24 protein-coding genes are annotated in these 23,834 nt (G+C 66.9%); 21 read left to right on the plus strand and 3 right to left on the minus strand.

All coding sequences use genetic code 11. The annotated features are described in order from the left end of the window. Nucleotides 1–108: 108 nt before the first annotated feature. The 20 genes from PMI12_RS06090 to PMI12_RS06185 all read left to right on the plus strand — a co-directional run bounded on the left by PMI12_RS06090 (nucleotide 109) and on the right by PMI12_RS06185 (nucleotide 21,049). Nucleotides 109–594: an ATP synthase subunit I gene (locus PMI12_RS06090; protein WP_007830187.1), complete on the plus strand. Its 486-nt coding sequence runs from the start codon at nucleotides 109–111 to the stop codon at nucleotides 592–594. Nucleotides 595–598: 4 nt separating this feature from the next. Beyond that, nucleotides 599–1,468 carry a F0F1 ATP synthase subunit A gene (atpB, locus tag PMI12_RS06095; protein ID WP_007830189.1) on the plus strand — a complete coding sequence of 290 codons (870 nt, stop codon included), beginning with the start codon at nucleotides 599–601 and terminating at the stop codon, nucleotides 1,466–1,468. Nucleotides 1,469–1,529: 61 nt separating this feature from the next. Continuing rightward, the gene (atpE, locus tag PMI12_RS06100; RefSeq protein WP_007830191.1) at nucleotides 1,530–1,793 is read left to right on the plus strand and encodes a F0F1 ATP synthase subunit C; all 264 of its coding nucleotides are present in this window, start codon (nucleotides 1,530–1,532) and stop codon (nucleotides 1,791–1,793) included. An 81-nt stretch (nucleotides 1,794–1,874) separates the two neighbouring features. Then, nucleotides 1,875–2,345 (plus strand): F0F1 ATP synthase subunit B, encoded by a 471-nt coding sequence (locus PMI12_RS06105; protein ID WP_007830193.1) that lies wholly within the window; start codon nucleotides 1,875–1,877, stop codon nucleotides 2,343–2,345. Nucleotides 2,346–2,353: 8 nt separating this feature from the next. Then, on the plus strand, nucleotides 2,354–2,884 hold the full coding sequence (locus PMI12_RS06110; protein ID WP_007830197.1) for a F0F1 ATP synthase subunit delta: 531 nt from the start codon (nucleotides 2,354–2,356) through the stop codon (nucleotides 2,882–2,884). Nucleotides 2,885–2,923: 39 nt separating this feature from the next. Continuing rightward, nucleotides 2,924–4,537: a F0F1 ATP synthase subunit alpha gene (gene atpA / locus PMI12_RS06115; RefSeq protein WP_007830199.1), complete on the plus strand. Its 1,614-nt coding sequence runs from the start codon at nucleotides 2,924–2,926 to the stop codon at nucleotides 4,535–4,537. A gap of 33 nt (nucleotides 4,538–4,570) precedes the next feature. After that, nucleotides 4,571–5,446 carry a F0F1 ATP synthase subunit gamma gene (atpG, locus tag PMI12_RS06120; protein ID WP_007830201.1) on the plus strand — a complete coding sequence of 292 codons (876 nt, stop codon included), beginning with the start codon at nucleotides 4,571–4,573 and terminating at the stop codon, nucleotides 5,444–5,446. An 89-nt stretch (nucleotides 5,447–5,535) separates the two neighbouring features. Further along, nucleotides 5,536–5,922: a hypothetical protein gene (locus PMI12_RS28660; protein ID WP_007830202.1), complete on the plus strand. Its 387-nt coding sequence runs from the start codon at nucleotides 5,536–5,538 to the stop codon at nucleotides 5,920–5,922. Nucleotides 5,923–6,056: 134 nt separating this feature from the next. Then, entirely contained in the window at nucleotides 6,057–7,457 is a 1,401-nt protein-coding gene (gene atpD, locus PMI12_RS06130; RefSeq protein WP_007830203.1) for a F0F1 ATP synthase subunit beta, read from the plus strand. A 12-nt stretch (nucleotides 7,458–7,469) separates the two neighbouring features. Continuing rightward, nucleotides 7,470–7,889 (plus strand): F0F1 ATP synthase subunit epsilon, encoded by a 420-nt coding sequence (locus PMI12_RS06135; RefSeq protein ID WP_007830205.1) that lies wholly within the window; start codon nucleotides 7,470–7,472, stop codon nucleotides 7,887–7,889. Nucleotides 7,890–8,115: 226 nt separating this feature from the next. Further along, nucleotides 8,116–9,285 (plus strand): ROK family protein, encoded by a 1,170-nt coding sequence (locus tag PMI12_RS06140; protein ID WP_007830207.1) that lies wholly within the window; start codon nucleotides 8,116–8,118, stop codon nucleotides 9,283–9,285. Further along, complete coding sequence (locus PMI12_RS06145; protein ID WP_007830208.1) at nucleotides 9,282–10,820, plus strand: sugar ABC transporter ATP-binding protein; 1,539 nt, start codon at nucleotides 9,282–9,284, stop codon at nucleotides 10,818–10,820. Before PMI12_RS06140 ends, PMI12_RS06145 begins: the two co-directional genes overlap by 4 nt. Further along, nucleotides 10,783–11,814 (plus strand): ABC transporter permease, encoded by a 1,032-nt coding sequence (locus tag PMI12_RS06150; RefSeq protein WP_007830211.1) that lies wholly within the window; start codon nucleotides 10,783–10,785, stop codon nucleotides 11,812–11,814. Before PMI12_RS06145 ends, PMI12_RS06150 begins: the two co-directional genes overlap by 38 nt. A 43-nt stretch (nucleotides 11,815–11,857) precedes the next feature. Continuing rightward, nucleotides 11,858–12,820 carry a substrate-binding domain-containing protein gene (locus PMI12_RS06155; protein WP_007830212.1) on the plus strand — a complete coding sequence of 321 codons (963 nt, stop codon included), beginning with the start codon at nucleotides 11,858–11,860 and terminating at the stop codon, nucleotides 12,818–12,820. A gap of 109 nt (nucleotides 12,821–12,929) precedes the next feature. Then, complete coding sequence (locus PMI12_RS06160; RefSeq protein WP_042672931.1) at nucleotides 12,930–14,093, plus strand: Gfo/Idh/MocA family protein; 1,164 nt, start codon at nucleotides 12,930–12,932, stop codon at nucleotides 14,091–14,093. 25 nt (nucleotides 14,094–14,118) lie between these two features. Then, entirely contained in the window at nucleotides 14,119–14,823 is a 705-nt protein-coding gene (locus tag PMI12_RS06165; RefSeq protein ID WP_007830214.1) for a phosphatase PAP2 family protein, read from the plus strand. 77 nt (nucleotides 14,824–14,900) lie between these two features. After that, nucleotides 14,901–15,428, plus strand: coding sequence for a DUF3617 domain-containing protein (locus tag PMI12_RS06170; protein ID WP_007830215.1), 528 nt, complete (start codon nucleotides 14,901–14,903; stop codon nucleotides 15,426–15,428). A 91-nt stretch (nucleotides 15,429–15,519) separates the two neighbouring features. After that, nucleotides 15,520–16,647 (plus strand): ligase-associated DNA damage response exonuclease, encoded by a 1,128-nt coding sequence (locus PMI12_RS06175; protein ID WP_007830216.1) that lies wholly within the window; start codon nucleotides 15,520–15,522, stop codon nucleotides 16,645–16,647. After that, entirely contained in the window at nucleotides 16,644–18,299 is a 1,656-nt protein-coding gene (locus tag PMI12_RS06180; RefSeq protein ID WP_007830217.1) for an ATP-dependent DNA ligase, read from the plus strand. The genes PMI12_RS06175 and PMI12_RS06180 overlap by 4 nt, the downstream gene beginning before the upstream one ends. Beyond that, a complete protein-coding gene (locus tag PMI12_RS06185) occupies nucleotides 18,296–21,049 on the plus strand; it encodes a ligase-associated DNA damage response DEXH box helicase (protein ID WP_007830219.1) in 2,754 nt (917 codons plus the stop codon). The genes PMI12_RS06180 and PMI12_RS06185 overlap by 4 nt, the downstream gene beginning before the upstream one ends. A 5-nt stretch (nucleotides 21,050–21,054) precedes the next feature. Here PMI12_RS06185 and trxC read toward each other — a convergent pair whose 3' ends face one another. Continuing rightward, the gene (gene trxC / locus PMI12_RS06190) at nucleotides 21,055–21,504 is read right to left on the minus strand and encodes a thioredoxin TrxC (RefSeq protein ID WP_007830221.1); all 450 of its coding nucleotides are present in this window, start codon (nucleotides 21,502–21,504) and stop codon (nucleotides 21,055–21,057) included. A gap of 77 nt (nucleotides 21,505–21,581) precedes the next feature. Between trxC and pdeM the strand changes: the two genes are divergently transcribed. Beyond that, nucleotides 21,582–22,259, plus strand: coding sequence for a ligase-associated DNA damage response endonuclease PdeM (gene pdeM, locus PMI12_RS06195; RefSeq protein ID WP_007830223.1), 678 nt, complete (start codon nucleotides 21,582–21,584; stop codon nucleotides 22,257–22,259). A 45-nt stretch (nucleotides 22,260–22,304) separates the two neighbouring features. On the opposite strand, the gene PMI12_RS06200 is transcribed toward pdeM, so the two are convergent. Beyond that, a complete protein-coding gene (locus tag PMI12_RS06200; RefSeq protein ID WP_007830225.1) occupies nucleotides 22,305–22,835 on the minus strand; it encodes a TPM domain-containing protein in 531 nt (176 codons plus the stop codon). Between the two features lie 5 nt (nucleotides 22,836–22,840). After that, complete coding sequence (locus PMI12_RS06205) at nucleotides 22,841–23,752, minus strand: TPM domain-containing protein (protein WP_157632150.1); 912 nt, start codon at nucleotides 23,750–23,752, stop codon at nucleotides 22,841–22,843. Nucleotides 23,753–23,834 lie beyond the last annotated feature (82 nt).

Below are 23,834 nucleotides of genomic sequence, written 5' to 3' on the forward strand. Positions count from 1 at the left end.
GGCATCGATTTGCATGCGCGGCAGCACGGGTGGCGGGACAGGCTGGGTTTTTACTTATAATCAATGGCTTTGTAGAAATTCTGGGTCGTCATCCGGGCTTCATTCGAAATGAAAAAAATCGCCCGTCAAGACTCGGAGGTCGCTGAAGACCTCGACGCAGAATTCAAGCCGTTGACCGCCGATGAGGCGCGTGAACTGCGGGCAAAGAACCCTTCGGTCTCCCCATGGCGGGTGGTCGCGGGGCAGTTGGTTGTCGGTCTGGTGGTGGCTCTGGCCGCCTGGGGACTGACGGGGAGGCAAAATCTGGGTTGGTCCGCCGCTTATGGCGCGATCGCGGTGGTCATTCCGGCGGCGGTGTTCGCACGCGGGTTGACCGGCAGGTTCTCTTCCCTGAATCCAGGCACTGCGGTGTTCGGATTCTTCCTCTGGGAAATGGTCAAGATGGCCTTGTCCGTGGCGATGCTGATCGCCGCGCCGAGGCTGATAACGGCGCTGAGCTGGCCAGCAATGCTGATCGGCCTGGTGGTGACAATGAAGGCGGCCTGGTTGGCGGTGATGTTCTCGCCCCGGCGCCGGCAACAACGAGACGAGTAACGGAATGGCTGCTGAAAACGCTGCGGAACATGGTCAGACCGCTGGTGAATACATCGTTCACCACTTGACGCATCTGCAAAGCTCCAAGCCTGCAGGTGTGGCCGATCTTTCGGTCTTCAACTTCGATTCGCTGTTTTTCTCCATCGCTCTGGGTGTCCTGGGCTGCTGGTTGCTCTGGCTGGCTGCACGCAAGGCCACGTCGGGCGTTCCGGGCCGCTTCCAGGCTGCCGTCGAACTGCTGGTTGAAATGGTCGACCAGCAAGCCAAGGGCATCGTCCACAACGCCACGAGCCGCAAGTTCGTCGCACCGCTGGCCCTTACCATCTTCGTGTGGATCTTCCTGCTGAACGCAATGGACCTGTTTCCGGTCGATTTGTTCCCGGCGATCTGGGCCAAGATCTTCCACATCGCGGGTGAAGACCCGCACCACGCCTACCTGCGCGTCGTGCCTACCGCCGACCTCTCGGTGACGATGGGCATGTCGGTGGCCGTGCTGCTGATCTGCATCTTCTACAACATCAAGATCAAGGGCGCCGGAGGCTGGATCCACGAGCTGTTCACCGCACCCTTCGGCAACCACTGGGCGCTGTACCCCTTCAACTTCGCCATGCAGATGATCGAGTTCATCGCCAAGACGGTCTCGCACGGCATGCGGTTGTTCGGCAACATGTACGCCGGCGAACTGATCTTCCTGCTGATCGCCCTGATGGGCGGTGCCTGGTCCGTGTCGGCCACCGGCATCGGCCTGGCCATCGGCCACATCATCGCGGGCACGGCCTGGGCCATCTTCCACATCCTGATCATCACGCTGCAAGCCTTCGTGTTCATGATGCTGACGCTGGTCTACATCGGCCAGGCCCACGATCACCACTGATCATCCGCTTTCGTTTTTTGTTTTTCGTTTTCTCTTCAACCAAAGTCCTCTAGGAGTCATCATGGAAGTTATTAGCTTTGTTGCACTGGCCGCCGGCCTGATCATCGGTCTGGGCGCTGTGGGCGCATGTATCGGCATCGGCATCATGGGCAGCAAGTACCTCGAGTCGGCCGCACGTCAGCCTGAACTCATGGGCGAACTTCAAACCAAGATGTTCCTGCTGGCTGGTCTGATCGACGCCGCTTTCATTATCGGCACCGGTATCGCTCTGTGGTTCGCAACGGCCAACCCGTTCCTGGCTCAGATCGCCAACCTGCCGAAGTAAGTCTTTCTCGTCGGACCTGCGTCGTCGTTCCCTAGTCCCCTAGCGAATGGCTTCGATTCAATCCCAAAGAGAGGGTGAAAAGTGAGCATTACCGGTACCCTGATCGTTCAGATGATCGTGTTCCTGATCCTGGTCGGGTTCACGATGAAGTTCGTGTGGCCGCCGATCGCGAAAGCGCTGGACGACCGCGCTGCGAAGATCGCCGAAGGCCTCGCTGCCGCCGACAAGGCCAAGTCCGAGCTGTCCGCCGCCAACAAGCGCGTGGAAGCCGAACTGGGCCAGGCGCGCAACGAGTCCGCACAGCGTCTTGCCGACGCCGAACGTCGCGCCCAGGCCATCGTTGAAGAGGCCAAGGCCCGCGCGACCGAGGAAGGCAACAAGATCGTTGCAGCCGCACGCGTCGAAGCCGACCAGCAGGCACTGAAGGCCCGTGAAGCCCTGCGCGAGCAGGTTGCTGCACTGGCCGTCAAGGGCGCAGAGCAGATTCTGCGCAAGGAAGTGAATGCGGGCGTTCACGCCGATTTGCTCGCCCGCCTGCAGACCGAACTCTGATAGAAGCCATGGCTGAACTCGCCACCATTGCACGCCCCTACGCCGAGGCGCTTTTCAAGGCGTCGTCGTCCGACGTCGCCGGAACCAGCGTCTGGCTCGAAAAGCTTGCCGCCATCGGAGCCAATCCGGAGCTCCAGCAACTCGCCGACAACCCCAAGGTTACGGCCGAGCAGGTTCTCGGCGTGGTCGCCGGTGCATTCGCTGCGCCGTTGCCCGCAATGGCCCAGAACTTCCTGGCTGCGCTCCTCGAGAACGGGCGTTTCTCGGTGCTGCCGGAAATTGCGAAGCAGTTCCGGACACTGTCCAACGCGAAGAGCGGCTCGTCCGACGCCGTGGTCTACAGCGCTTTCCCGATCGAAGTCTCGGCTCTGGCCAGTGTGGCGGCCGCGCTCGAAAAGCGCTTCGGTCGCAAGCTGCAGGTCACGGTCCAGCAGGAGCCGGAACTGATCGGTGGCATTCGTGTGGTGGTCGGCGACGAGGTGCTCGACACCTCCGTCAAAGCGCGCCTTGAACAAATGAAAGTTGCGCTGGCGGCCTGACCGGTCTCCATCGCCTTACAAAGAAAGAAGGAAAGAGTCATGCAACTCAATCCCGCAGAAATTTCCGAACTGATCAAGAGCCGCATCGAGGGCCTCGGGGTCAGCGCCAACATCCGCAACGAAGGCACCGTGGTTTCGGTGACCGACGGCATCGTGCGCGTGCACGGCCTGTCGGACGCGATGCAAGGCGAAATGCTTGAATTCCCGCCGAGCGCAGACGGCACGCCGTCGTTCGGCCTCGCACTGAACCTCGAGCGCGACTCCGTCGGCGCCGTGATTCTGGGCGAGTACGAGCACATCTCCGAAGGCGACACCGTCAAGTGCACGGGCCGCATCCTGGAAGTGCCCGTGGGTCCTGAACTCATCGGCCGCGTGGTGAATGCCCTGGGCCAGCCGATCGACGGCAAGGGTCCCATCAACGCCAAGATGACCGACGTGATCGAAAAGGTCGCTCCCGGCGTGATCGCACGGAAGTCCGTCGACCAGCCGATGCAGACCGGCCTGAAGTCCGTCGACTCGATGGTGCCCGTCGGCCGTGGCCAGCGCGAGCTGATCATCGGCGACCGCCAGACCGGCAAGACGGCTGTCGCCATCGACGCGATCATCAACCAGAAGGGTCAGAACATGACCTGCGTCTACGTTGCGATCGGCCAGAAGGCCTCGTCGATCAAGAACGTGGTGCGCGCACTCGAACAAGCCGGCGCGATGGACTACACCATCGTGGTGGCGGCATCGGCTTCCGAATCGGCGGCCATGCAGTACGTGTCGGCCTACTCGGGCTGCACGATGGGCGAATACTTCCGCGACCGCGGCCAGGACGCGCTGATCGTCTATGACGACCTGTCCAAGCAAGCCGTGGCCTACCGCCAGGTCTCGCTGCTGCTGCGCCGCCCGCCAGGCCGCGAAGCCTACCCCGGCGACGTGTTCTATCTCCACAGCCGCCTGCTCGAGCGCGCAGCCCGCGTGAACGCCGACTACGTCGAAGCTTTCACCAAGGGTGAAGTCAAGGGCAAGACCGGCTCGCTGACCGCACTGCCGATCATCGAAACGCAAGCCGGCGACGTGTCCGCTTTCGTGCCGACCAACGTGATCTCGATCACCGACGGCCAGATCTTCCTGGAAACCAACCTGTTCAACGCCGGTATCCGTCCCGCCATCAACGCCGGTATTTCGGTGTCGCGCGTGGGTTCGTCGGCGCAGACCAACCTGGTGAAGAACCAGTCTGGCGGTATCCGTACCGACCTGGCGCAGTACCGCGAACTCGCGGCCTTCGCCCAGTTCGCCTCGGACCTCGACGAAGCCACCCGCAAGCAGCTCGACCGCGGTGCCCGCGTGACCGAACTGCTCAAGCAGACCCAGTACAGCCCGCTGCCCATCTCGCTGATGAGCGCCACGCTGTTCGCGGTGAACAAGGGCTTCATGGACGACATCGACGTCAAGAAGGTTCTCTCGTTCGAACACGGCTTCCACCAGTTCCTCAAGTCGAGCCACGCACCCCTGCTGGCCACGATGGAAAAGAACGGCGCCAAGTGGGACCCGAAGCCCGCGAAGGCCGACGACAGCGACGAGAAGAAGGCTTTCAAGAAGGTCTGCCAGGACGCGGAAGCCGAACTGCTGGCCGCCGCCACTTCGTTCAAGAAGTCGTTCGCCTGATCGACGCCTTGATCGACGCAAGAAGGAGCTCTCATGGCAGCTGGTAAGGAAATCCGCGGCAAGATCAAATCGGTGGAAAACACCAAGAAGATCACCAAGGCCATGGAAATGGTCTCGGTTTCCAAGATGCGCAAGGCGCAGGAACGCATGCGCGCCGCTCGCCCCTACAGCGAAAAGATCCGCAACATCGCGGCCAATCTCGGCAAGGCGAACCCGGAGTACACCCACGCGTTCATGAAGACGACCGAGGCCAAGGGCGTCGGTTTCATCATCGTGACCAGCGACAAGGGCCTGTGCGGCGGCTTGAACACCAACCTGCTGCGTGCCGTGACGGCCAAGCTGCGCGAAGCGCAGGCAGCGGGCAACGTGGTCGAGTCGGTTGCCATCGGCAGCAAGGGTCTGGGTTTCCTGAACCGCATCGGCGCTCGCGTGGTGGCGCATGTGACGCACCTGGGCGACACGCCGCATCTCGACAAGCTCATCGGGCCGGTCAAGACGCTGCTCGACGCCTATGCCGAAGGCAAGCTGTCGGCTGTGTACCTGTGCTACACGAAGTTCATCAACACCATCAAGCAAGAGCCGATGGTGGAGCAACTGCTGCCGCTGAAGGCCGAGACGCTGCAGGTCGAGTCGGGTCATCATTCGTGGGACTACATCTACGAACCCGACGCGCAAAGTGTGATCGACGAGCTGCTGGTGCGCTACGTGGAATCGCTGGTGTACCAGGCCGTGGCTGAAAACATGGCGTCCGAGCATTCGGCGCGCATGGTGGCCATGAAGGCTGCGACCGACAACGCGGGCAACGTGATCAGCGAACTGAAGCTGGTCTACAACAAGACCCGCCAGGCCGGCATCACCAAGGAGCTGTCCGAGATCGTGTCCGGCGCGGCTGCGGCCGCAGGCGTTTGATCGAGGCAATGCAACAGGCCGCGTTGCTGATCGGATGCGCTCTGCGCGTTCGCTAACCCAAGGCCTATTTTTAGGGGACTCTGCGCAAAATGAAGAAGATTCTTGCCCTGGTGGCGGTTGCCGCCGCCCTGACTGCCTGCTCCAAGAAGGAAGAGGCGCCTGCTCCTGCACCGGCTCCCGCCGCCGCACCCGCAGCGCCCGCTCCGGCCCCAGCTCCCGCAGCAGCGCCGGCCGCTCCCGCCGCAGCGGCCCCGACTGCATCGGCCGACCTGCCGCAGGAGTGCAACGACTACCTCGCCAAGGTGCAGGCGTGCGTTTCTTCGCAAAGCGGTGCTGCCGCCGACGCGATGAAGGCCAACCTCGACCAGACGAAGGCCACCTGGGCTTCGATGGGCGCGGACAAGGCTGCACTGGGCCAGGCCTGCAAGGCAGCTTCGGACGCCTTCGCTGCGCAAGCAACGGCCATGAAATGCTGATGAGCTGACGACGACAAGAAACTCAAGGGTGCCGGCCCGTCCGGCATTCTTGCAAAAGCGGCCCGTTTCGGCACCAGGACGCTTCTGCAAGAACCTGTCGCAAATTTATTGAGATCCATCCAGAAGGAAACGCCATGGCTGAAGGAAAAATTGTCCAATGTATCGGCGCCGTGGTCGACGTGGAGTTCCCGCGTGACCAGATGCCCAAGGTGTACGACGCCTTGAAATTCGAAGGCAGCGCGCTGACTCTCGAAGTCCAGCAGCAGCTCGGCGACGGCGTGGTGCGCACGATTGCGCTGGGCTCGTCCGACGGCCTGCGCCGCGGCATCATCGTGAAGAACACCGGCGCACCCATCACGGTGCCCGTGGGCAAGGCCACGCTCGGCCGCATCATGGACGTGCTGGGCGCGCCCATCGACGAACGCGGCCCGGTCGGCCAGGAGCTCACCGCTTCGATCCACCGCAAGGCTCCCGCGTACGACGAACTGTCGCCTTCGCAAGACCTGCTGGAAACCGGCATCAAGGTGATCGACCTGGTGTGCCCGTTCGCCAAGGGCGGCAAGGTGGGCCTGTTCGGCGGCGCCGGCGTGGGCAAGACCGTGAACATGATGGAACTCATCAACAACATCGCCAAGGCACACTCGGGTCTGTCGGTGTTCGCCGGTGTGGGTGAACGTACCCGCGAAGGCAACGACTTCTATCACGAGATGGCCGACTCCGGCGTGGTGAACCTCGAGAAGCTCGAAGACTCGAAGGTCGCCATGGTCTACGGCCAGATGAACGAACCCCCGGGCAACCGTCTGCGCGTGGCGCTGACCGGCCTGACCATTGCCGAGTCGTTCCGCGACGAAGGCCGCGACGTGCTGTTCTTCGTGGACAACATCTACCGCTACACGCTGGCCGGTACCGAAGTGTCGGCTCTGCTGGGCCGCATGCCTTCCGCCGTGGGCTACCAGCCGACGCTGGCCGAGGAAATGGGCCGCCTGCAGGAGCGGATCACGTCGACCAAGGTCGGCTCGATCACCTCGATCCAGGCCGTGTACGTCCCAGCCGACGACTTGACCGACCCGTCGCCCGCTACCACCTTCGCTCACCTGGACTCCACCGTGGTGCTGTCGCGCGACATCGCTTCGCTCGGTATCTACCCCGCCGTGGACCCGCTGGACTCGACCTCGCGCCAGCTCGACCCGAACGTGGTCGGCGAAGAGCACTACAACGTGGCCCGCGCCGTGCAAGGCACGCTGCAGCGCTACAAGGAACTGCGCGACATCATCGCCATCCTGGGCATGGACGAGCTGGCTCCCGACGACAAGCTCGCCGTGGCCCGCGCCCGCAAGATCCAGCGTTTCCTGTCGCAGCCGTTCCACGTGGCCGAAGTGTTCACGGGCTCGCCTGGCAAGTACGTGCCGCTGGCCGAAACCATCCGTGGTTTCAAGATGATCGTGAACGGCGAAGCCGACCACCTGCCGGAACAAGCGTTCTACATGGTGGGCAGCATCGACGAGGCGTTCGAAAAGGCCAAGAAGGTCGCTTAAGAAGGAATCACCATGGCAGGCACCATTCATGTGGACGTGGTCAGCGCGGAAGAGTCGATCTTCTCGGGCGAAGCCAAGTTCGTCGCGCTGCCCGGTGAAGCCGGTGAGCTCGGCATCTACCCGCGCCACACCCCGCTGATCACGCGCATCCGCCCCGGCGCCGTGCGCATCGAAACGGCCGACGGCGGCGAAGAGTTCGTCTTCGTGGCCGGCGGCATTCTCGAGGTGCAGCCCAATGCCGTCACCGTGCTGTCCGACACCGCGATCCGCGGCAAGGACCTCGACGACGAAAAGGCCAATGTGGCCAAGGCCGCAGCCGAGGAAGCACTGAAGAATGCGAAGAGCGACATCGACATCGCGATGGCGCAATCGGAGCTGGCCGTGATGGCCGCCCAGATCGCTGCGCTGCGCAAGTACCGCCAGAAAAAGTAATCGGCCTTCCCGATTGCTCGGTCAAGGAGCCGCCCTCGGGGCGGCTTTTTGCTTTTGAAGCTCGCATCGCTCCGTCTCGCTTCGATCTGAATTTGGTCAAAGTTCAGCCTTGTCCGGCTAAAGGCCTCCGCCTAGTATTCGCCTTCGCCCCAACCAGGGCGCGGCGAAGACAAGAACACCGGAGACAAGACGCGTGGCACGTTGGAGTGGCATCACTGCGGACGAGATGCGGCTGCTGGAAACGACCTTCTGGTCGGCCGGCGGTTCGCGCCATGCCATGGCCGAACAGCTCGGTTTTTCCAAGAGCAAGGCCAACGGGCTGATCGCCGGCCTCGTCGACCAGGGCCTGCTTGCCGAAGCCGGCCTGCAGCGCTCCTCGGGCGGGCGCCGCGCCGAGAATCTCCAGCTGAATGCCGGGCTCGGCGTGCTCGTCGGCATCGACATCGGCGCCACCAGTCTCGATGTGGCCGTGCTGCGGCCCGACCTCACTGTGCTCGCGCAGCACGACGAACCAGCCGACGTGCGCGAAGGCCCGGCCGTGGTGCTGGCGCGCGTGCGCACGCTCATGCGCGAACTGCTGGCCCGCTGCAATGTGGGCGCCAGGGACGTGCTCGGCATCGGCATTGGCGTGCCCGGCCCCGTGAACTTCGAGATCGGACAGCTCGTGAACCCGCCACTGATGCCGGCGTGGGACAGCTTCTCGATCCGCGACTACCTGCGCGAGGACTACGCGGCGCCTGTCTTCGTCGACAACGACGTGAACCTGATGGCGCTTGGCGAACTCTGGCGCCTCAAGCGTTCGCTGAGCAACTTCCTCGTCATCAAGATCGGCACCGGCATCGGCTGCGGCATCGTCTGCCACGGCGAGGTGTACCGCGGCGCCGCCGGTTCGGCCGGGGACGTGGGCCACATCTGCGTCGACCAGGAAGGCCCGCGCTGCCACTGCGGCAATCTCGGCTGCGTCGAGGCCATGGCCGCCGGTCCCGCGATCACGCGCATGGCGATGCAGGCGGCCGAAGCCGGCGAAAGCGCGGCGCTCGCCGAGTGCCTGCGCGTGCACGGCCGTATCGACGCGATCGATGTGGGCCAGGCCAGCCGCGGCGGCGATACGGCGGCCAACGCCATCATCCAGCGCGCAGGCAGCCTGATCGGGCAGATGCTTGCGTCGGTCGTCAACTTCTTCAACCCGTCGCACGTGTTCATCGGCGGCGGCATCACGCGCATCGGCCCGCTGTTCCTCGCGGCCGTGCGGCAGAGCGTGTACCAGCGCTCGCTGGCACTCTCCACGCGGCATCTCGAGATCCAGTACGCGCCGCTCGGCACGCAGGGCGGCCTCGTCGGCGCGGGTGTGCTCGCGATGCACGAGACGCTGAAGGTCCGAGGAGTGGCGCCATGACGGCGGCAGGCACCGGCAAGGGCAGCGTGGCCGTCGAGTTCGACGGCGTGGTGAAGGCCTTTGGCCCCGTGCAGGTCTTGCACGGCGTGAGCTTCGCGCTCGCGCCCGGCCACGTCTACGGCCTGCTCGGCGAGAACGGCGCGGGCAAGTCGACGCTGATGAAGATCCTCGCGGGCTATGAATCGCTGAGCGGCGGCACGCTGCGCATCAACGGCCAGCCGCAGCAGTTCGGGAGTTCGCGCGACGCCGAGGCGCTGGGCATCGTGCTCATCCACCAGGAGTTCAACCTCGCGGAAGACTTGAGCGTGGCGCAGAACATCTTCCTGGGCCATGAAAAGAAGAAGGGCTGGCTGCTCGATGACGCATCGATGGAGCGCGACGCCGCCACGGCACTCGCCGCGGTCGGGCTGAAGATCGACCCGCGCACCAAGGTCCGTCGCCTCATCGTCGCCGAGAAGCAGCTCGTCGAGATCGCCAAGGCCATCGCCCGCCGCGCGCGCCTGCTCGTCATGGACGAGCCCACCGCGACGTTGACGCCGGGCGAAACCGAGCGCCTGTTCAAGCTCATCGCCCAACTGCGTGCCGACGGCGTGACCATCGTCTACATCTCGCACAAGCTCGACGAAGTGGAGCAGGTCACCGACGAAGTGATCGTCATGCGCGATGGCCGCTTCGTCGCGCGCGCGCCCACGGCCGAGGTCACGCGCCAGCAGATGGCCAACCTCATGGTGGGCCGCGAACTGGCCGACCTCTACCCGCCGCGCGACGTGGTCGTGGCGGCCGATGCACCCGCCATGCGCGTGCGCAACTTCAGCGTGTCCGGCTGGGCGCAGGATGCGAGTTTCGAGGTGCGCCCCGGCGAGATCCTTGGCTTTGCGGGCCTCGTCGGCGCGGGCCGCACTGAACTCTTCGAAGGGTTGCTCGGCCTGCGCCCCGCGAGCGGCAGCGTCGAGATGCTCGGAAAGCCGGTGCCCGGTGGCAAGGGCTGGCGCAACCCGCGCGATGCCGCGAGGCACGGCCTCACGTACCTCAGCGAAGACCGCAAGGGCAAGGGCCTGCACGTCAACTTCGGCCTGCGTCAGAACCTCACGCTGATGGCGCTCGAGCGCTATGCACAGCCATGGCTCAGGCCCGAGGCCGAACGCGGCGCGCTGGCCGAGGCGGTGAAGGACTACGGCATCCGCACCGGCTCGCTCGACGTCAGGGCCTCGTCGCTGTCGGGCGGCAACCAGCAGAAGCTCGCGCTCGCCAAGGTGCTGCAACCTCGCCCCAAGGTGGTGGTGCTCGACGAGCCCACGCGCGGCGTCGACGTGGGCGCCAAGCGCGACATCTATTTCCTGATCCAGCGACTCGCCCGCGAAGGGCTCGCGGTGATCGTCGTTTCGTCGGAGCTGATGGAGCTGATCGGCCTGTGCCACCGCGTCGCGGTGATGCGCGCGGGCCGGCTCGTCACCACGCTCGATGCAGGCCATCTGACCGAAGAGGAGCTCATCGCTCATGCCACCGGAACCGCAAACTCCCCCGCAGTCGCTTGAGGCCGCGCAGCAGCAGCACCGCAGCGAGGCGGCACCGCGCTGGACGCAGCGCCTGCACGGGCTCGGCCCGGTCATCGGACTCGCGCTGCTGTGCATTGCCGGCACGCTGCTGAACGGCGACTTCGCCACGCTCGACAACGCGATGAACGTGCTCACGCGCACCGCCTTCATCGGCATCATCGCGGTGGGCATGTGCTTCGTGATCATCTCGGGCGGCATCGACCTGTCGGTGGGCTCGATGGCCGCGCTCATCGCGGGCAGCGTGATCATGTTCATCAACTGGGCCGGCCCGGCGTCGGGCTCGCCGCTGTTGGCGGTGGTGATGGGCGCGGTGCTGGCGGTGGTGCTCGGCGCGGTGTTCGGCCTTGCGCACGGCCTGCTGATCACCAAGGGGCGCATCGAGCCCTTCATCGTGACGCTGGGCACGCTCGGCATCTTCCGCGCCTACCTCACGTACTTCGCCGACGGCGGCGCGCTCACGCTCGACAACGAGCTGTCGGACCTCTATGCGCCCGTGTACTACGCGAGCCTTGCGGGCATCCCGGTGCCGGTGTGGGTGTTCGTGATCGTCGCGATCATCGGCGGCGTGATCCTGAATCGCACGGCCTATGGACGCTACGTGCAGGCCATCGGCTCCAACGAGCAGGTGGCGCGCTATGCGGCCGTGGACGTCGACCGCGTGAAGATCCTGACCTACGTGCTGCTCGGCGTGTGCGTGGGCATCGCCACCCTGCTGTACGTGCCGCGCCTGGGCTCGGCATCGCCGACCACCGGCCTGCTGTGGGAACTCGAGGCCATCGCGGCCGTGATCGTCGGCGGCACCGCGCTCAAGGGCGGCGCGGGCAGCATCACCGGCACCGTGGTGGGCGCGATCCTGCTCTCGGTCATCAGCAACATCCTGAACCTCACCAGCATCATCAGCGTGTACCTGAATGCGGCGGTGCAGGGCTTCGTGATCATCATCGTCGCGTTCCTCCAGCGAGGTCGCCGCTAATCCCTTTCCCGTTCGTTCCATCAACCACAAGGAGACACCCAGCATGACGACTTTCACCCGACGCCTCGCACTCACGGCGGTTGCCGCCGCAGCGTTCGCCAGCCTGCCCGCGTTTGCCGCGGAAAAGGTCAACCTCGGCGTTTCGATTCCCGCGGCCACGCACAGCTTCATGGGCGGCATCAACTACTGGGCCAACCAGGCGAAGAAGGACCTCGAGAAGGAACACAAGGACCTGAAGATCACGATCAAGACTGCGGCGAACGCGCCCGAGCAGGCCAACCAGCTGCAGGATCTTTCGACGGTCACCAAGATCAACGCGCTGGTCGTGTTCCCGTTTGAATCGGCCGCACTGACGAAACCGGTCGCGCAGGTCAAGGCCAAGGGAGCGTACGTCACCGTGGTCGATCGCGGCCTGACCGACACCAGCGCGCAGGATGCGTACGTGGCGGGCGACAACACCGCCTTCGGCAAGATCCCGGCCGAGTACATCGTCAAGCAGCTCGGCGGCAAGGGCAACGTGGTGGCGCTGCGCGGCATCGCGACCACGCTGGACAACGAGCGCATGGACGCGTTCAACGCCGTGCTCAAGGGCAGCCCCGACATCAAGCTGCTCGACGCCAAGTACGCCAACTGGAACCGCGACGATGCCTTCAAGGTCACGCAGGACTACCTCACGCGCTTCAAGAACATCGACGCCATCTGGGCGGCCGACGACGACATGGCCGTGGGTGTGCTCAAGGCCATCGAGCAGGCCAAGCGCGACGACATCAAGATCATCTTCGGCGGCGCGGGCGCCAAGGGCATGGTCAAGACCATCATGGACGGCAAGGACAAGCGCATTACGGCTGACGTGAGCTACTCGCCGAAGTTCATCTACGACGCGATCAAGCTGACGGCCGAGGCGCGGCTGAAGGGCGAGAAGCTGCCGGCGACGACGATCATTCCTTCGGTGCTGATCACGAAGGAAAACGCCAAGGACTTCTACCACCCCAACTCGCCGTTCTGAGTTCTCCCCCAGGCTTCGCGCACTTCGTGTCGCTACGCCAACCCCCTTCCGGGGGCAACACCTGCGGCCCGGCGAAGCCGGTTCCGCGGTGTTCCTTGAAGAACACGACATGACCGATACCTCTCTTCGCAAGCTCCGATATGCCATGGTCGGCGGCGGCCGCGACGCCTTCATCGGCGGCGTGCACCGCAAGGCCATGGCGCTCGACGGCCAGATCGAACTCGTGGCCGGCGCGCTGTCGTCGAGCCCGGACAAGGCGCGCGCCTCGGGCCGCGACCTCGGCCTGGCCGACGGCCGCAACCACGGCGACTGGCAGTCGCTGCTGGCCGACGAGCTGAAGCGCCCGCTGGAAGAGCGCATCGACTTCGTGTCGATCGTCACGCCCAATCACGTGCACTTTCCGGTGGCGCAGGCCTTTGCCGAAGCCGGCTTCCATGTGGTGTGCGACAAGCCGCTGGTGCACACGCTCGCGCAGGCCGAGGCGTTGGTCGCCGCCGTGGCGAAGCAGGGCACGGTGTTCGGAGTTACCTACAACTACACGGGCTACCCGATGGTGCGGCAGGCGCGCGAGATGGTGCGCTCGGGCCAGATCGGCGAGGTGCGCAAGGTCGTCGTCGAATACAACCAGGGCTGGCTCGCGAGCCACGTCGAAGGCGGCACCAACAAGCAGGCCGACTGGCGCACCGACCCCGCGAAGAGCGGTGCGGCGGGTGCCATCGGCGACATCGGCTCGCATGCCGAGAACCTCGTCGCGACCGTCACCGGGCTGCAGATCGACAGCTTGTGCGCGGACCTGAGCGCGCTGGTGCCGGGCCGCATGCTCGACGACGACGGCAGCCTGCTGCTGCGCTTCGAGGGCGGCGCGCGCGGCGTGCTGATCGCCTCGCAGATCAACACCGGCCTGGAAAACGACCTGCGCCTGCGCGTCTCCGGCACGCTGGGCACGCTCGAGTGGCGCCAGGAGCAGCCGAGCCAGTTGATGCATCTGCCGCACGACGGACCGAAGCGCGTGCTGACGCGCGGCGCGCCCTGGCTGTGCGAATCCGCGAAGCGCGCGAGCCGGCTGCCGGCGGGGCATCCCGAAGGTTTCATCGAAGCCTTCGCGAATGTCTATGCGGGCGTGGCGGCGGACATCCGCGCGCGGCTGGCGGGTCAGCCGGCCGACCCGCTGGACGCCGACTACCCGCGCGTGGAGGACGGCGCGCGCGGCGTGCGGTTCATCGAGCGCACTGTGGCCTCTGCGAAAAGCGAATTAAAGTGGACGCCCTGGTAGCGCGCTGCGCGCTGCACAGGCTTCCATGACACCTTCCGCCTCCGACGCATCTTCTTCATCGACGGCACAGCAGCCCTGGGTGCCTGCCCTGTGGCGGCGCTGCATCACGCTGTTTCCGTTGAAGCTGGTCGGCAACACGGTCGCCACTCTCGGCTTCTTCCCCCTGTACTTCTGGATCATGAAGCACGCCGGCCAAGCCTGGGTGCTGCCGCTCACGGCCGTCGACCATCTCATCGCCTTCTGGCCAGCACTGCTGCCGGTGTACCTCTCGCTCTGGGGCTACATCGCGCTGCCGGTGCTGCTGGCCAAGGACAAGCGCGAGCTGTCGAGCTTTTCCTTCGGCTGCGCGGCGATGACGGTCTTCGCGCTGCTCGTGTTCTGGTTCGTGCCCACGGCGATTCCGAACTTCGTGGTCGACACCGCGCCGGGCACCTCGCTGCAGTTCCTCAAGATGGTCGACTCGGCGGGCAACGCCTTTCCTTCGCTGCACGTCTCGTTCTCGGTGTTCACCTGCGTCGCGCTGGCGCGGCAGCTGCGCGAAATGGGGGCGCCGCGCTGGTTGCGCATCGCCAACATGGCCTGGGCCGTCGGCATCGTCTACTCGACGATGGCGGTGCGCCAACATGTTTTGATCGACGTGCTGGGCGGCCTGGCGCTGGGCGTGGCGCTCGGTGTCGCCACACGGCAGCGCGGCCCGGCGCTCGCACCGGTGCACGCGCGACCGGCGTAGGCCGATTGCGGTATTCCGCCGCGGCGGGGTGCGCGGTACAACCCGGGCATCGTCGTCCACCGGTGCGGGAGCCCGCCATGAAGATTCGTTTGTCCTCCCTCGCAGCCTGCATCGCGGCCGGTGCCGTCGCATGCCCTGCGTTCGCCCTCGACTTTCCCTCGCGCAAACCCGGCCTGTGGGAAATCCAGACCGGGGACGGCACGGGCAAGGGACCCGGCGCCGGCCACACCGTGCAGCAGTGCATCGACGCGGCCAGCGACAAGGCGCTGCGTGACATGGGCCAGGGCATGGGCAAGGACATGTGTTCGAAGCAGGAGCTGCGTTCCGACGGCGGCAAGCTGGTGATGGACTCGGTCTGCAAGATCGGCAATACGGTCGCCACCTCGCATGCGGTGTTGAGCGGCGACTTCGGCACGGCCTATCGCATGGAAAGCAAGTCGACCTACAACCCGCCGCTGATGGGCCGTGCCGAAGGCGCGAGCGTCATGGAGGCCAGGTGGATCGGCCCCTGCAAGGCCGACCAGAAGCCGGGCGACATGGTCATGTCCAATGGCATGAAGATGAACGTGCTCGACATGGCGAAAAACCGGCCGAAGAAGCCGTAGCCCGCCGCACGCCGGGTAGGCGCCGGCCCACAGCGCTTTGCGCCCGCCGTGGCGCGGCGGGAAACCGTCGCTGCGCCTACGATGGCGTGCCATGCCCGCACAGCAGGAAGCAGACCTCCTCGTCGTCGCCCGGCCCGAGGGCCTCTATTGCCCACCCGGCGATTTCTACATCGACCCGTGGCGGCCGGTGGCGCGCGCCGTCATCACGCATGCGCATTCGGATCATGCGCGCGCCGGACACGCACGCTACCTGGCCCACACCGACAGCGCCGGCACGCTGCGTGCGCGCCTTGGCAGCGGCATCGACCTGCAGACGCTGGCCTACGGCGAGGCCATCGAGCACCGTGGCGTACGCGTCTCGCTGCATCCGGCCGGCCATGTGCTGGGCTCGGCGCAGGTGCGGCTCGAACATGGCGCTCGCGTGTGGGTGGCCTCGGGCGACTACAAGACCGAGCCTGACGGCACCTGCCCGCCCTTCGAGCCCGTGCCTTGCGACACCTTCATCACCGAGTCGACCTTCGGCCTGCCGATCTACCGCTGGCCCACGCAGGCCGTGCTGTTCGCGGAGATCGACGCGTGGTGGCGCGCCAATGCGCAGGCCGGGCGCGCATCGGTGCTTTTTTGCTATGCGTTCGGCAAGGCGCAGCGCATCCTGCATGGCGTGGATGCGAGCATCGGGCCGATCGTCGTGCACGGGGCGGTGGAGCCGCTCAATGCGGTGTACCGGGCGGCGGGCGTCTCTTTGCCGCCCACCTTGCGTGCGGACGATGAGGGTGTCGACGCCGCGTTGCTGAAGCGTTCGCTGGTGCTCGCTCCGCCATCGGCGCAGGGCTCGCCATGGATGCGCCGCTTCGGCAACTACGCTGATGCGTTCGCCAGCGGGTGGATGCAGCTGCGCGGCACGCGCCGCCGAAGAGGCGTGGACCGCGGCTTCGTGATGTCCGACCATGCCGACTGGCCCGGCCTGCAGCAGGCGATTGCCGGCACCGGCGCAGAGCGCGTGTTCGTCACGCACGGCAGCGTGCAGGTGATGGTGCGGTGGCTCACGGAGAACGGCCTCGATGCGCAGGGCTTCAAGACCGAGTACGGCGACGAAGACGATCAGGAAACTCCCTCCCCTTCCGGGGGTGGGCCGGGGAGGGGGCTTGCGGCGCTCGATGGAGACGCCGCGAGCCCCCATCCCAACCTTCCCCCAAAAGGGGAAGGAGAAATACCGTGAGAGCGTTTGCCGCGCTCTACCGCGAGCTCGATGCGAGCACGTCTAGCCTCGCCAAGCAGGTCGCGCTGCAGCGGTACCTGCGCGAGGCCGACGCGGCCGATGCCGCATGGGCGGTGTACTTCCTGGCCGGCGGCAAGCCGCGCCAGCTCGTGCCCACCAAGCTGCTGCGCCTGCTTGCACAGGAGGCTGCGGGCCTGCCCGAGTGGCTGTTCGACGAAAGCTACGACGCCGTGGGCGATCTCGCCGAGACCATCGCGCTGCTGTTGCCGCCGCCGAGCGAGGTGCACGACCTCGGTCTCGCGGGTTGGGTCGAGCAGCATCTGCTGCCATTGCGCGAAGCCGCGAAGACGGCACCCGGGCAGCTCGCCGACCGGCTGCGCGCGCAGTGGCGACAGCTCGCGGTCGAAGAGCGGCTGGTGTACTTCAAGCTCATCACCGGTGCATTTCGCGTGGGCGTGTCGAGGCTGCAGGTGACGCAGGCGCTCGCCGCGGTGGGCGGCATCGATGCCAAGCGTGTCGCGCAGCGGCTCATGGGCTACACGCACATCGGGGCACGGCCCCGGGGCGACGACTACCGCGCGCTCATCGCGCCCGAGTCGAGCGCCGAGCAGGTGCAGAAGACCAGCGGCCAGCCGTATCCCTTCTTCCTCGCGCATCCGTTCAACATTCCGCTCGAGCAGTTCGATGCCGTGCTGGGGTCGCCGTCCGGCTGGATCGTCGAGTGGAAGTGGGACGGCATTCGCGCGCAGCTCGTGAAGCGCGCAGGCGCCGTCTGGGTGTGGTCGCGCGGCGAAGAGCTGGTGACGGAGCGCTTCCCCGAGCTTGCCGTGCTGGGCGAGGCCTTGCCTGACGGCACGGTGCTCGACGGCGAAATCGCCGTGTGGCGTGAAGGCAAGGTACAGCCCTTCGCCGAGCTGCAGAAGCGCATCGGCCGCAAGACGCTCGGCGCCAAGCTGCTGCGCGACATTCCCGTGGTGCTGCTGGCCTATGACCTCCTCGAATGGGAAGGGCGCGACCTGCGCGCGCTGCCGCAGTCGGAGCGCCGCGTGTTGCTCGACGAGCTGATCACGCGGATGCAGCACCCTTCGCTGCTGCCGAGCCCGATGCTCACCGGCACCGGCTGGCCCGATCTCGCAAGGCAGCGCGAGGCCGCGCGCACCATGGGCGTCGAAGGCATGATGCTCAAGCGCCGCGATGCGCAGTACGGCGTGGGCCGCACCAAGGACGTCGGCGTGTGGTGGAAGTGGAAGATCGACCCGCTCAGCGTCGACGCGGTGCTGATCTACGCACAGCGCGGCCACGGCCGGCGCGCGAGCCTCTTCAGTGACTACACCTTTGCCGTGTGGGATGCTCCGCCCGAGCAAGCCGACCGCAAGCTCGTGCCCTTCGCCAAGGCCTACTCGGGCCTTACCGACGCCGAGATGGCGCGCGTGGACGCGATCATCCGCAAGACCACGGTGGAGAGCTTCGGGCCGGTGAAGAGCGTGAAGCCGACGCTGGTGTTCGAGCTGGGCTTCGAGGGCATCGCGCGCAGCACGCGGCACAAGAGCGGCATTGCGGTGCGCTTTCCGCGCATGCTGCGCTGGCGGGAGGACAAGCCCGTGGAGGAGGCGGACACCTTGCAGACGCTCGCTGCGTTGCTTCCCTCATGACCGACCCAATGGATCCCGAATTTCTCCCTCCCCCTTTGGGGGAGGGCAGGAGTGGGGGCAAGCGGCGTATCCGGAGCCAGCGGCCTGTCGTCGAAGGCCGCTTGCCCCCATCCCGGCCTTCCCCCGGCAGGGGAAGGAGCAAATCCAAGTCCGTGAAGCCTGCGCTCGACGCGTGGTTCGCCGCACGCGGGTGGAAGCCTTTCAAGTTCCAGCGCGAGGTGTGGAAAGCCATCGGCGAAGGCAGGTCCGGCCTGCTTCACGCGACCACCGGCGCGGGCAAGACCTACGCCGTGTGGCTCGGTGCGTTGCAGGCTTTCTCTCAAGCGCGCAAGGAAACGGCACACCCCGCAGCCCCTCCGCTCACTGTGCTGTGGCTCACCCCGATGCGCGCGCTTGCGGCCGACACGCTGCGTGCCCTGCAGCAGCCCCTCGAAGCCCTCGGCGCCGATGTGCATCCGTGGAGCACCGGCGTGCGCAGCGGCGACACCTCGTCGGCCGAACGCAGCGCGCAGAACCAGCGCCTGCCCAGCGTGCTCGTCACCACGCCTGAAAGCCTGTCGCTGCTGCTCTCGCGCGCCGATGCAAGCGAAGTGCTCGGCCATGTGCGGATGACCGTCGTCGACGAATGGCACGAGCTGCTCGGCAACAAGCGCGGCGTGCAGGTGCAGCTCGCGCTGGCACGGCTCAAGCGCTGGAATCCCGGCCTCGCGATCTGGGGCATGTCGGCCACGCTGGGTAACCTGCACGAGGCGATGCATTCGCTGCTGGGCCATGCGGACGGCGTGCTCGTGCAGGGCCAGGTGCCGAAGAAGCTCGTCATCGATTCGCTGCTGCCCGGCACCGCCGAGCGCTTTCCCTGGGGCGGCCACCTCGGGCTCACGATGCTGCCCCAGGTGATCGCGGAGATTGCCGCGAGCAAGACCGCGCTGGTCTTCACCAACACGCGCTCGCAGTCGGAGATCTGGTACCAGGCCATGCTGGAGGCCAAGCCCGAGTGGGCCGGCCTCATTGCGCTGCACCACGGCTCGCTCGACCGCGAGGTGCGCGAATGGGTCGAGCTGGGCCTCAAGAGCGGCGAGCTGAAGGCCGTGGTCTGCACCTCGAGCCTGGACCTGGGCGTGGACTTCCTGCCGGTCGAGCGCGTGCTGCAGATCGGCTCGCCCAAGGGCGTGGCGCGGCTGTTGCAGCGCGCCGGCCGTTCGGGCCATGCGCCGGGGCGGCCGTCGCGCATCACGCTCGTGCCCACGCACAGCGTCGAGATGGTCGAAGGCTCGGCCGCGCGCGCGGCCATCGCGGCGGGGCATATCGAGGCGCGCCACTCGCCCGACCAGCCGCTCGACGTGCTGGTGCAGCACCTGGTGACGGTGGCGCTGGGCGGCGGCTTCATACCCGATGACTTGTACGACGAGGTGTGCGGCACGGCCGCGTACCAAGGCCTCTCGCGCGAGAGCTGGCAGTGGTGCCTCGACTTCGTCTCGCAAGGCGGCCCCTCGCTCGCGGCCTACCCCGACTACCGGCGCGCGGTGCCCGATGCCGAGGGCGTGTGGCGCGTGCCCGACGCGCGGCTCGCGCGCCGGCATCGCACGAACATCGGCACCATCGTGAGCGATGCGAGCATGTCGGTGCAGTACCTCGGCGGCTCGAAGATCGGCAGCATCGAAGAGAGTTTCGTCGCGCGCATGAAGCCCGGCGACTGCTTCCTGTTCGGCGGCCGGCTGCTGGAGCTCGTGCGCATCCACGACATGACCGCCTGGGTGCGGCGCGCGAGCGGCAAGCGGCCCGCGGTGCCGCGCTGGAACGGCGGGCGCATGCCGCTGTCGAACACGCTGGCCGATGCGGTGGTGCAGCAGCTGGCGCTGGCCGGCGAGGGGCGCTACGACTCGCCCGAGCTGCAGTGCGTGCGGCCGCTGCTCGAGATACAGCAGCAGTGGTCGGCGCTGCCGACGCCGCAGACGCTGCTGGCAGAAACGCTGGACACGCGCGAAGGCTCGCACCTGTTCCTCTATCCGTTCGCGGGCCGGCATGTGCACCTCGGGCTGGCAAGCCTGCTGGCCTGGCGTGTCGCGCAGCACGAGGCGCGCACCTTTTCCATCGCGGTCAACGACTACGGCTTCGAGCTGCTGAGCGCGACCGGGGTCGATTGGGCCGTGCTGCTGCCGCAGGTGCTGAGGCCGCCGGAAGGCGAAGCGCCCGCGGTGCTGCTGCACGAGGTGCTGGCTTCGCTCAACGCGGGCGAACTCGCGCAGCGGCGCTTCCGCGAGATCGCGCGCGTATCGGGGCTGATCTTCCAGGGCTACCCGGGCGAGAAGCGCAGCAGCAAGCAGCTGCAGGCCTCGTCCTCGCTGTTCTGGGAGGTGTTCCGCAAGTACGACCCCGGCAACAGGCTGCTGCAGCAGGCCGAGCAGGAGCTGCTCGCGCAGGAGCTCGAGATCGGCCGCCTGCGCGCCAGCCTCGCGCGCATGGCCACGCAGCAGCTCGTGCTGAAGCCGCTCGCGCGGCCGACGCCGTTTTCGTTTCCGCTTATGGTCGAGCTGTTCCGCGAGAAGCTGTCGAACGAGAACGTGGCGGACCGCATCGCCCGCATGGTCGAGCAGCTCGAGAAGGCCGCGGGTGGCGTGGTCACGGCCGGCGGCGTCGAGCGCGTGAAGGGCACGCTGTCCTTCGGCCAGGAGGGGCCGGGCAAGCCGCCGAAGCCCGTGGGGCAGCGGCGCGACCGGCGCAGGCCGTCACGCCCGTTGCCGCCGCTGTGAGCCGGTCAGCCCGCGCCGTGCGCCTTCACCCACCGCACGATGTCCGCCGCGCCCATTGCGCCGGCCTGCCGCGCCACCTCGCGGCCGCCGCGGAACAGCGCCAGCGTCGGGATGCTTCGGATATTGAAGCGCGCACCCAGGGCAGGCACGGCCTCGGTGTCGACCTTGGCGAGCCGCACCCGTGGTTCCAGCTGGGCCGCGGCCTGTTCGTAGCCCGGTGCCATCTGGCGGCAGGGGCCGCACCAGGGCGCCCAGAAGTCGACCAGCACCGGGATCTCGTTGCGCGCGATGTGGCGGTCGAAGGTGGCTTCGTCCGGCAGCGCGGTGGAATGGCCGGCGAACAGCGGGCGGTGGCAGCTGCCGCAGTCGGGCGCGCTGTCCAGCTGCGCCGCGCGCACGCGGTTGGTCGTGTGGCAGTGCGGACAGACGATGTGCAGCGGGGGCGATTCGGTCATGTGCAGGAACTGGGGGCGGCCAGGGCCGATTGCAAGGTGGCCGCGCGAACCTGCGTCTTTTGCGACACTTCCAGCCCGTGAGCCATTCCGATTCTTTCCCATCGCCGTTCCCGGTCCGCTGGGCGGGCGAGCTGCTGCAGCTCTTGCCCGAGCGGGCGCTGTGGTGGCCCGATGCGCGCGTGCTGTTCGTGGCCGACCTGCACCTGGGCAAGGCCGCGGCCTACCGCGCGCTCGGCCAGCCGGTGCCGGGCGGCACGACGCAGGAAAACCTTGCGCGGCTCGATGCGTTGATGGCCCGGCTGGCCCCGCACCGCATCGTATTCCTCGGCGACTTCCTGCATGCGGCGCAGGCGCGCACGGTGCTCGCCGCGGCGGAGGCCTGGAGGGCGCGCCATGCCGGCATCGCGATGACGCTGGTGCGCGGCAACCACGACAGCCGTGCGGGCGATCCGCCGGACGCGCTCGGCATCGACGTGGTCGACGAGCCTTTTCTGCTCGGGCCGTTCGCCTGCTGCCACCATCCGCAGACGCACGCCACGCACTTCGTGCTCGCGGGGCACCTGCACCCCGTTTGCAGGCTCCACGGCCCGGGGCGCGACAGCGTGCGGCTGCCGTGTTTCGTGAGCGATGCGCAGCAGGCGGTGCTGCCGGCTTTCGGCGAGTTCACGGGCGGGTGGTTGATGGAGCAGGCGCCGGGGCGGCGCTTTCATGCAGTGGGTGGCGACGCGGTGTGGGCGCTGCCCGAGCAGGAATGATTTGGGCTCCTTCCCCCAGCGGGGGAGGGAGAAAGAAAGAGAAAGTCAGAGCACCACCGGCTCGTCCGGCAGTTCGTTCACGTCGATTTCGTTCTCGCCCAGCGGAAAGTGCTGCACCAGCAGGGCCGAGATTTCTTCCAGCGCCTGCGTGAGCCCGTCCTCGAAGCGGCCCTCGCGGAAGGCCGCGCCCATGCGCTGCGCCATCGCGGCCCATTCGGCATCATCGACGCGCGCGTTGATGCCGCGGTCCGCCACGATCTCGATCGCGTGCTCGGCCAGCAGCAGGTAGATCAGCACGCCGTTGTTGTGCGCGGTGTCCCACACGCGCAGCTTGCCGAACAGCGTGACGGCGCGCTCGCGCGGCGGTGCATGGCGCCACAGGTACGACATCGGCAGGCCGGCCTCGACGCAGATGCGGATCTCGCCGCTGTGGCGCCGCTCGCTCGCGGCGACGCGGCCTGCGAGGCGCTCCAGCGCGGCTGCGGGCAGCGCGCGGCGAACCTCGGACTCGTCGATCCAGCGGTGGCGCCAGATGCGGCCGAGCTTCGAGAAGAAGGTTGCGTCGGTTGCCGTCATCGTGTTCACCAGTCCCCCGACGCACCGCCGCCGCCGAAATTGCCGCCGCCGCCGGAGCTGAAACCTCCGCCGCCGCCACCACCACCACCACCACCACCACCACCGCTCCAGCCTCCGCCGCCACCGGAACTCCAGCCGCCCCCACCGCCGCCGCCCATCCGCCCGGCACCTGCGACCAGCGAGACGATGAGCGCGACAAGCGCCGCGATCACCGCGATGGCGATGCTGGTGGTGATGAAGAACACGACCACGCCGACGCCGCCCCCCACGACCACCGTGCCCAGCTTCTTGCCGAGGATGGCGCGCGCGATCGGCGCGCCGATGAAGACGCCGACGAACAGGAAGATCGCGAGGTTCTCCCAGTCGAAGCCACCGCCGCCTCCGCCGCCGTGGCTGCCCGTGTCGCGCGAGGGCTCGGGCAGCGGCTCGCCGTCGACCAGCCCGATGAGCCGGTCCACCGCCGCGTTCAGCCCGCCCGCGAAGTCGTTGCCGCGAAAGCGCGGCTTCATCTCCTCGTCGATGATGCGCACGGCCGCAAGGTCGGGCACCGCGCCTTCGAGCGCCTTCGCGGTGGCGATGCGCATCTTGCGGTCGTCCTTGGCCACGACCACCAGCAGGCCGTCGCCGACGTCCTTGCGGCCGATCTTCCAGGCGTCGCCCACGCGCTGTGTGTAGCTGGCGATGTCCTCGGGCGCGGTGGTCGGCACCATCAGCACCACGATCTGCGAGCCCTTGCGCTGCTCGAAGGCCGCGAGCTTGGTGTCGAGGCCGTTGCGCTGCGCGGCATCGAGCGTGCCGGTCTGGTCGATCACGCGCGCGGTGAGTGCGGGCACCGGCAGCAGGCCTTGCGCGAATGCGCCGCCCATCGTCAGCAGCATGAGTGCCGCCAGGAGGCGCGCGCCCCATTCCAGAAACACCGCGGAACCGGCTTTGCCGGGCCGCTGGTGTTGCCCCCGGCGAGGGGGGAGGCGCAGTGACACGAAGTGCACGAAGACTGGG

It is taken from the genome of Variovorax sp. CF313, from assembly GCF_000282635.1.
Taxonomy (GTDB): Bacteria; Pseudomonadota; Gammaproteobacteria; order Burkholderiales; family Burkholderiaceae_C; genus Variovorax.

Excerpts from the sequence above, each read along its gene's own strand:
- PMI12_RS06090 (WP_007830187.1), top strand. The coding sequence starts at position 109 with ATGAAAAAAATCGCCCGTCAAGACTCGGAGGTCGCTGAAGACCTCGAC.
- atpB (WP_007830189.1), top strand. The coding sequence starts at position 599 with ATGGCTGCTGAAAACGCTGCGGAACATGGTCAGACCGCTGGTGAATAC.
- atpE (WP_007830191.1), top strand. The coding sequence starts at position 1,530 with ATGGAAGTTATTAGCTTTGTTGCACTGGCCGCCGGCCTGATCATCGGT.
- PMI12_RS06110 (WP_007830197.1), top strand. The coding sequence starts at position 2,354 with ATGGCTGAACTCGCCACCATTGCACGCCCCTACGCCGAGGCGCTTTTC.
- atpA (WP_007830199.1), top strand. The coding sequence starts at position 2,924 with ATGCAACTCAATCCCGCAGAAATTTCCGAACTGATCAAGAGCCGCATC.
- atpG (WP_007830201.1), top strand. The coding sequence starts at position 4,571 with ATGGCAGCTGGTAAGGAAATCCGCGGCAAGATCAAATCGGTGGAAAAC.
- PMI12_RS28660 (WP_007830202.1), top strand. The coding sequence starts at position 5,536 with ATGAAGAAGATTCTTGCCCTGGTGGCGGTTGCCGCCGCCCTGACTGCC.
- atpD (WP_007830203.1), top strand. The coding sequence starts at position 6,057 with ATGGCTGAAGGAAAAATTGTCCAATGTATCGGCGCCGTGGTCGACGTG.
- PMI12_RS06135 (WP_007830205.1), top strand. The coding sequence starts at position 7,470 with ATGGCAGGCACCATTCATGTGGACGTGGTCAGCGCGGAAGAGTCGATC.
- PMI12_RS06140 (WP_007830207.1), top strand. The coding sequence starts at position 8,116 with ATGCGGCTGCTGGAAACGACCTTCTGGTCGGCCGGCGGTTCGCGCCAT.
- PMI12_RS06145 (WP_007830208.1), top strand. The coding sequence starts at position 9,282 with ATGACGGCGGCAGGCACCGGCAAGGGCAGCGTGGCCGTCGAGTTCGAC.
- PMI12_RS06150 (WP_007830211.1), top strand. The coding sequence starts at position 10,783 with ATGCCACCGGAACCGCAAACTCCCCCGCAGTCGCTTGAGGCCGCGCAG.
- PMI12_RS06155 (WP_007830212.1), top strand. The coding sequence starts at position 11,858 with ATGACGACTTTCACCCGACGCCTCGCACTCACGGCGGTTGCCGCCGCA.
- PMI12_RS06160 (WP_042672931.1), top strand. The coding sequence starts at position 12,930 with ATGACCGATACCTCTCTTCGCAAGCTCCGATATGCCATGGTCGGCGGC.
- PMI12_RS06165 (WP_007830214.1), top strand. The coding sequence starts at position 14,119 with ATGACACCTTCCGCCTCCGACGCATCTTCTTCATCGACGGCACAGCAG.
- PMI12_RS06170 (WP_007830215.1), top strand. The coding sequence starts at position 14,901 with ATGAAGATTCGTTTGTCCTCCCTCGCAGCCTGCATCGCGGCCGGTGCC.
- PMI12_RS06175 (WP_007830216.1), top strand. The coding sequence starts at position 15,520 with ATGCCCGCACAGCAGGAAGCAGACCTCCTCGTCGTCGCCCGGCCCGAG.
- PMI12_RS06185 (WP_007830219.1), top strand. The coding sequence starts at position 18,296 with ATGACCGACCCAATGGATCCCGAATTTCTCCCTCCCCCTTTGGGGGAG.
- trxC (WP_007830221.1), bottom strand. The coding sequence starts at position 21,504 with ATGACCGAATCGCCCCCGCTGCACATCGTCTGTCCGCACTGCCACACG.
- PMI12_RS06200 (WP_007830225.1), bottom strand. The coding sequence starts at position 22,835 with ATGACGGCAACCGACGCAACCTTCTTCTCGAAGCTCGGCCGCATCTGG.